The 2,212-nt window shown below is 67.7% G+C and carries 2 protein-coding genes; one reads left to right on the plus strand and one right to left on the minus strand.

From position 1 onward, the window contains the following. Positions 1 to 238 precede the first annotated feature (238 nt). Positions 239 to 1,477, plus strand: coding sequence for a DUF222 domain-containing protein (locus AB0C78_RS50655; protein ID WP_360763010.1), 1,239 nt, complete (start codon positions 239 to 241; stop codon positions 1,475 to 1,477). Positions 1,478 to 1,580: 103 nt separating this feature from the next. Here AB0C78_RS50655 and AB0C78_RS50660 read toward each other — a convergent pair whose 3' ends face one another. Continuing rightward, entirely contained in the window at positions 1,581 to 2,036 is a 456-nt protein-coding gene (locus tag AB0C78_RS50660) for a VOC family protein (RefSeq protein ID WP_360763013.1), read from the minus strand. Positions 2,037 to 2,212: the final 176 nt, after the last annotated feature.

The following is a 2,212-nucleotide window of genomic DNA, read 5'->3' on the forward strand; positions in this document are numbered from 1 at the left end:
GGGCGGCGGGGGGGGGGGCGGGGGGGGGGGGGGGGCGCGCCCCCCCCCCCCCGCCCCCGGGTCGCGCCACCCCACCACCCCCTTCCGTAAGGGCCGAGACTCCTTTGCGCGTGACACCAAGAGCGGCGAGAAGAGCGACAAGAGGGCGCTAGGTCCGGCAGCCTTTCCCGCCAAAAATACCGAGAAGAATGTACCTCGAAGGGCCTCGAATGTCAGTCACACAGGGTACTATTTACGTATGCATTCAGTGACGGTCGAACTCGGGGCCGCGTCCACCATGGAATTGGTGAACGCGCTCTCCGCCATCGCCACTGAACTCGCCCAGCGCGAAGCCCCGGAATCATCGGCAGCCTGCCTGGAACTCACCGAAACGCTCGCGGCCGCAGCAGATATGCAGGAAAGTGCGCTGGCCGGATTCATCGGCCGAGTCGACGCCACCGGAGAACAAGCCCGCTGGGGCTATCCCTCCACCCAGGCATGGCTGCGATCCAGCCTCGGCATGCGCGACAACCGCGCCAAGGAACGCCTCACCCTCGCCCGGCAGCGGCACCGCCTTCCGCAAGTAACTGAGCGGCTGGCGGCCGGGGAACTGTCCTTCGGCTACGCAGTCACGGTGGCCGACTCCGTCGCAAGGCTCGATGACACTGACTGCGCCCAGGCGGAGACCACCTTGCTGGAGATGGCCGACCAGGGCTTCTCCGCCGGGAAGGTCGCAGCCTTCGGGCACCGCATCCGCGACGTCATCGCCGAACGCGACGGCACCGAAGACGCCCCCGACGAGGACACCAAACGCGGCTACGCCAAGTCCTGGCTGACCACCACGCGTTCCCTGGACGGCGGCCGCTACGTCAAAGGCTGGCTGAACCCCGAGGACGCCGCCATCTGGGACGGCACCCTGGCCCCGCTGGCCAAGCCGGCCGGACCCGACGACCGCCGCGACCTCGCCGAACGGACGGCGGCAGCCCTCTCCAGCGTCCTGTCCGGCGGACACAAGGCCACCAAGGTCACCGTCATCTGCGACCTCGAGACGCTCACCGGCGGCAACGCCCCGGCCCGCCTCACCGACGGAACCCCCATCCCCGCCGCCCAGGCCCGCCGCATCGCCCTGGCCGCCGGAGTCTCACCCCTCCTCCTCGGACGCGGAAACACCCCGCTCTACCTGGGCCACCGGGAACGCTTCGCCAGCGCAGCACAACGCCAAGTCCTCGAAACCCTCTACCCCACCTGCGCGGTACGGGAATGCGAGACCCCGGGCACGCTGTGCGAAGTGGACCACGTCCACGGATGGGCACTCGGGCACTCGCCCACCGACATCGACCAGCTCACGCTCACCTGCGGGTGGCACAACCGGTTCAAACACACCAGCCCCGACCAGATCCAGATCACTAAAGATCGAGACGGGCGGTACGTCTACCGGCTCCTGCCACCACCCGACGACAAGAGTCCACCCGCCACCGGCCTCGGCTGGGCCGCATAGGGGCACCCGTTCGCCTTCACCGGTGCGCCCGGATCAACCAGATCCGGGCGGATCGGCATGCCCGAAAGCGCCACCGCCATTTCGTCGACCAACACTTGGGCGTTCAAGCCACGCAGAATTCGTTTCCTTCCGGGTCTTGAAGGACGACGGCGAAGTGGTCCAAGTCAGGACCATCCAGTGTCCGCAGCGGCGTAGCGCCAGCCCTGGTCAGCCGTTCCACTGTAGAATTGACCCGCTGCACCCGAACGGCCATTGGGACGTCCCGGCCACCGCTCACCTTCACGTCAAGGTGCAGCCGATTCTTGACGACCTTCGGTTCGGGGACACGTTGGAACCAGATCCGGGGCCCCTGCCCCGCCGGATCAGTGATTGACTCCGGCGCATCGCCCGCCCCTGCGGGCAACTCGTCCTCGGGAACTCCCAACGCCGTCCAATACTCCCGCCAACTGGTATGACCATCGGGCGGCGGCTCGGGCACGTACCCCAGAGCCTCGCACCAGAAGGCCACCATTCTCTGCGGGTCGGCACAGTCGAAGGTCAGTTGCATGATGACGTCCATGCCCTACAACCTCCCAGAGAGGTCGGACAGAAGGCACCTCCGTCGACAAGAGCCGCTCGACACCCCTTACGGAAGGGGGTGGTGGGGTGGCGCGACCTGGGGGCGGGGCAGGCGGAGCCTGCCCCCATCACCTGCCCAGGGGCCGCAGAGGCTCCAAAGTCAAGGGTGGACGAAGT

The organism is Actinomadura sp. NPDC048394 (genome assembly GCF_040651755.1).
GTDB lineage: Bacteria > Actinomycetota > Actinomycetes > Streptosporangiales > Streptosporangiaceae > Spirillospora > Spirillospora montaniterrae.

What these genes read in the sequence shown, in the direction of transcription:
- AB0C78_RS50655 (WP_360763010.1), top strand. Translation starts at nt 239, where the DNA reads ATGCATTCAGTGACGGTCGAACTCGGGGCCGCGTCCACCATGGAATTG.
- AB0C78_RS50660 (WP_360763013.1), bottom strand. Translation starts at nt 2,036, where the DNA reads ATGGACGTCATCATGCAACTGACCTTCGACTGTGCCGACCCGCAGAGA.